The sequence below is a fragment of the Frankia sp. CoWAU3 genome (assembly GCF_977971855.1).
The window spans coordinates 1-4,089 of record NZ_CDWWXB010000187.1 but is presented as its reverse complement, the minus strand read 5'-3'; the positions used below and the strand labels follow the sequence as shown (position 1 = coordinate 4,089).

The following is a 4,089-nucleotide window of genomic DNA, read 5'->3' as shown; positions in this document are numbered from 1 at the left end:
CGGCGTGGCTCGCCGGGACGGACGTGCCGGCCGGACTGGTCATCGACCCGGAACTACGCTGGACTCTGCTGCACCGGCTGGTCGTACTCGGGCGGGCCGGGGAGGCGGAGATCGCGGCCGAGAGCCGGCGTGATCGCAGCGCCCGGGCCGCCGAGCATGCGGCGCGGGCCCGCGCCGCCGTTGCCGATCCCGAGGCGAAAGCCCGGGCCTGGCGGACGATCGTGGACGACGACACGATGTCCGCCCGGCTGGTCGCCGCGACGGCCGAGGGTTTCTGGCAGCCCGAGCAGGCGGATCTCACCGACGGGTACGTCTCCCGCTACTTCGAGCAGATGCCGGCGATGGCGGCCCGGCGATCCCCGCACGCCGCCCGGCAGATCGCCACCCACGCCTATCCGCAGTTCGCCGTGTCCGTGGGGACGGTGCGGGAGGCGGACGCCCTGCTGGCCCGCGACCGTCTCGACCCGCTCCTGCGCCGCGTCGTCGTCGACGCGACCGACGAACTCCGCCGAGCGGTGCGGGCCCGTCTCCGGCCCTGACATCGGGCCCGTCTCCGGCCCTGACGCCGGGCCCGTCTCCGGCCCACCCGTCATCCGGCCGGCGACATCGTCATTCCACTGACGATGTCATCCCGCCGACGACTCTGGACGCGCCCGCGCTCTTTCCGGCATAGTTCGCGCAGCAAGGATGTCTCAGGGGACGGGAGGCGGTATGGCAGCCGGCACGGACCGGGCCGAACGGCAGACGAGTGCGGGTACAGCATTAGGCGTTACTTTGTTGGTCGGTGCCGCCGTCGCGGTGTCGACCGGTGTGTACGCGAGGGTTCACGAACCGGCCGGGCGGCCGCTGTTCACCCTCGGTTTTTCTGGCCTGCTGCCGATGAAGGCGTGGCTGACGACGGCCGCCGCCGTTCTGCTATTCGTTCAGCTGGCCACGGCACTGTGGATGTGGGGACGGTTGCCCGGCGCAGGCCCGGCACCGAGCTGGGCCGGTCCGCTGCACCGATGGAGCGGGACGACCGCGTTCGTCCTCACCCTGCCGGTGGCCTTCCAGTGCATCTGGGCGCTGGGCTTTGCCAGCGATGGCACCCGGGTGCTCCTCCACAGCCTCCTGGGCTGCGCCTTTTACGGGGCCTACGCGGCAAAGATGATCAGCCTACGGACTAGCGGGTTACCGGGGTGGGTACTGCCCGTCCTCGGCTCGACGGTTCTCGTTTCCCTGGTCGCAATCTGGTTGACGGCTTCACTGTGGTTTTTCACCCGGTCCGGTATTCCGCACGTCTGAACAGGATCCCGAGGAAAAAGTCATGACGCAGGAAGCACCGACGCGGCGCCTCGTGGTCCCCGGCATCGCGGTCACCGTCGCCGCGGGTGCCGTCGGGTATGTCGTCGCCAGCAGCGGCGACGCGGCCGATTCGAAACCACGGCAGGCAACCGCGGGCGGGACCCGCGCGGGTGGCGACGGTTCGGGCGCGGGTAACGGCGGTGGCCAGGCCGGCGGCGCAGCGCCCCTCGCCCGGGTCGACGAGGTGCCGGCCGACGGCGGTCTCATCCTCGGCGACGCCGGCCTGGTGCTCACGAGGAATGCCGCCGGCACGATCCAGGGTTTCTCCACCGTCTGCACCCATCAGGGCTGCTCGGTGAACGCGATCGCGAAGGGCCGCATCCTCTGCCCGTGCCACGGCAGCGCCTTCGACACCCGCACCGGGGAACCCGTCGCGGGGCCGGCGAAACAGCCGCTGCCGCCGGTCGCCGTCACCGTCCGCGACAACGCGGTCTTCCCCGCCTGACCCCCGCGCCCCGATCGCCCGGATCTCGGCAGGAGCCGGATCCTCCCAGGAGGAGAAACAGTGGACCCGACAGGGCTGCGGATCACCGTCCCGTCCGGCCAGAGCGTGCTGTCCGCCGACCGCAGTCACGTCGTCGGCCGCGGCCGTGACTGCGATGTCGTCATCGCGGACGGCCGGGTGTCTCGGCGTCACGTCCTGCTGGAGCCCCGCGGCGATGCCGGGTGGCTCGCCCGGGACGTCAGTTCCAACGGCATCTGGGTGGACGGCGCCCGGACCGGCAGCATCGCCCTGAACGACGGCGAGGTGCAGGTGCACCTCGGCGCGGCGAACGGGCCGACGGTCGTCCTGGCCCCGGTCAGTCCCACGCCGCGGCGCCCGCCCGCCGCGCCCGACGACCCGGACGTCGGGAATCTGGCGACCGTGCTGGCCGGCCAGGGCGGCCGTGGCCGCATCGATCCCAGCCCCGTCCCGGCGGGGGCGGACTCCGCCCAGGTTCCGGCCCAGCGTCACGCCGGCCACTCGCCCGTGGCGAGCTGGCTGCGCGCTCTGCCCACCCTCGTGTGGCTCGCCGCGGTCGGCTTCACCCTCGGCGCGTTGCTCGCGCTGTCCTGAGCTCCGGCCGGCCCTCCGGCCGGCCAGGCACTCACCCATCGGTCGTGGACCCGGACGGCAAGCCCGTCCAGACCGGTAGGGGCGCGGCGTGGGGTAGCGGGGACGGCAGGATGTGGCCCAGGCGCGGCTGGGCCACGAGCCGGAGCCGGGCCGCGAGCGGCTGTGGGCCGGATCCGGGCGGGTGGGCCTTGAGCACGACGTCACCGTGGCGCACGATCAGCCGTTCACCGTGGTGCGACAGCACGACGGGAGCCTTCCGGCCGCCCGGTCGGAGCCGGCGGGCGAGGTCCGCCATGCCCGTCAGCAGAGCGGCGTGCGGGACGGCATCGCCAGTCAGCGTGGTCGTCACGAGGCCGATGCCTTCACCGCGTCGGCTTGCGTAGCCGCCAGATGCATTCGGAGGGCCAGCGGCGCGCCCATGCCTCGTCGCCGCGTTCGGGCTGGGCGGGTGCCGGTTCCTCGCTGTGACTGTCGGATGCCGGCGGTGCCGGGCGGGGTTCCAGAAGATCTTCGATGACGAGGTCGTTGTCCCGGAAGAGCCTGATCCAGGTGCCGTAGGGAAGGTTGGCGCTGACCAGGCCGTCGGCCTCGGCCAGCAAACGCAGCCCGAAGTAGTCGCGGGTCAGGCGACTGCCAGGGGCGTCCCGGCCCGGCGCCACGGTGATCTCGTAGATCGGGCTGACGTGGCTGAAGGCGAGCAGGCCGCCGGGGCGCAGTACGCGTGCGGCTTCCGGCACGGCCCGGAAGGGGTCCGCGAAGGAGAAGGCGCCGTGGTCGGCGAAGACGATGTCGAACGAGTCGTCGGCGAAGGGCACCGCCTCAGCACTCGCCTGGATCAGGGGGAAGGACAGCCCGGTCTCCGCGGCGAGCCGTCTGCTGTGGTGCAGCTGCCGTTCGGAGAGGTCCAAGCCGATCGGTCGGCCCCCCGCCGGACCAGCGCGCTCGACCACTGGCCGCCCCCGCAGCCCATCTCCAGGATGTCCCGTCCGGTGACCTCACCGAGCACGCCGAGCCGTGATTCCGGAACAGCCCACAGCCCCCAGGAGATGTCGCCGGTGAACACCTGCCGGCGGATCTGCGGGGCGTTCAGCCGCTGGTAGTCGTCGGAGATCTCGTTCCAGCGGGCACGGTTGGTCCGTACGTGGGCAGCATTATTGATCATCTATCCCTCGTCCTTCTCCGGGTGGCCACGGACTGCGCGCCGACCGCGGTGCCGGGGCAGGCCACCGCGGCACGACGGCCTGCCTGCCTCGACGAATCAGTCGGTAATCGTATGAGACCAGGATGATCCGGGCGCGCCCGTGGCCGGTGATGCCTCGCAGCTCGTCAGCGGGTCGGTGCGCCCGGCCTCGTGCCGCGGCCGGGCACCAATGATCGCCCCGTCGTTCTCGACACCCACCAGGAGCACTCCTGCGCTCGCCGTTGGCGAGGCACACGGCCGCTTCGACGAGGTCGCGGTCGTCCAGTCGCTCCCGCCGCTCATCATGGCGCCGGCCCGGGGGTCAAAATGTAGGCAAAGTAGCCGGACGAGTGATGGATGGGATGAGTACGGTGCGCCTGTCTCCCGGATGACGCCCTGGTGGTGGATGCGTCTGGACAGGCTGTGATGGAGCGTGCACCCTTGATCGCGTGGCGAGACAACGAAAAAGATCCAGTCGGTATTTTGTAGCTGTTCAGCTCGGGTGAGA

The 4,089-nt window shown here is 71.5% G+C and carries 5 protein-coding genes and 1 pseudogene; 4 read left to right on the top strand and 2 right to left on the bottom strand.

Annotated elements, in window-relative coordinates:
* The 4 genes from AC08ON_RS14705 to AC08ON_RS14690 all read left to right on the top strand — a co-directional run.
* The coding region (locus AC08ON_RS14705; RefSeq protein WP_476617163.1) for an ERAP1-like C-terminal domain-containing protein at positions 1-539 on the top strand (539 nt) is incomplete at its 5' end.
* A 172-nt stretch (positions 540-711) separates the two neighbouring features.
* Positions 712-1,284 carry a DUF6529 family protein gene (locus AC08ON_RS14700; protein WP_476607934.1) on the top strand — a complete coding sequence of 191 codons (573 nt, stop codon included), beginning with the start codon at positions 712-714 and terminating at the stop codon, positions 1,282-1,284.
* Positions 1,285-1,306: 22 nt separating this feature from the next.
* Complete coding sequence (locus AC08ON_RS14695) at positions 1,307-1,789, top strand: Rieske (2Fe-2S) protein (protein ID WP_476607933.1); 483 nt, start codon at positions 1,307-1,309, stop codon at positions 1,787-1,789.
* A gap of 60 nt (positions 1,790-1,849) precedes the next feature.
* Positions 1,850-2,401: an FHA domain-containing protein gene (locus AC08ON_RS14690; protein ID WP_476607932.1), complete on the top strand. Its 552-nt coding sequence runs from the start codon at positions 1,850-1,852 to the stop codon at positions 2,399-2,401.
* Positions 2,402-2,432: 31 nt separating this feature from the next.
* On the opposite strand, the gene AC08ON_RS14685 is transcribed toward AC08ON_RS14690, so the two are convergent.
* Together AC08ON_RS14685 and AC08ON_RS14680 are read right to left on the bottom strand one after the other, a co-directional pair.
* A complete protein-coding gene (locus AC08ON_RS14685; RefSeq protein WP_476607931.1) occupies positions 2,433-2,750 on the bottom strand; it encodes a hypothetical protein in 318 nt (105 codons plus the stop codon).
* A gap of 13 nt (positions 2,751-2,763) precedes the next feature.
* A pseudogene (locus AC08ON_RS14680) lies at positions 2,764-3,563 on the bottom strand (class I SAM-dependent methyltransferase).
* Between the last annotated feature and the right edge of the window lie 526 nt (positions 3,564-4,089).

Excerpts from the sequence above, each read along its gene's own strand:
- AC08ON_RS14700 (WP_476607934.1), top strand. The coding sequence starts at position 712 with ATGGCAGCCGGCACGGACCGGGCCGAACGGCAGACGAGTGCGGGTACA.
- AC08ON_RS14695 (WP_476607933.1), top strand. The coding sequence starts at position 1,307 with ATGACGCAGGAAGCACCGACGCGGCGCCTCGTGGTCCCCGGCATCGCG.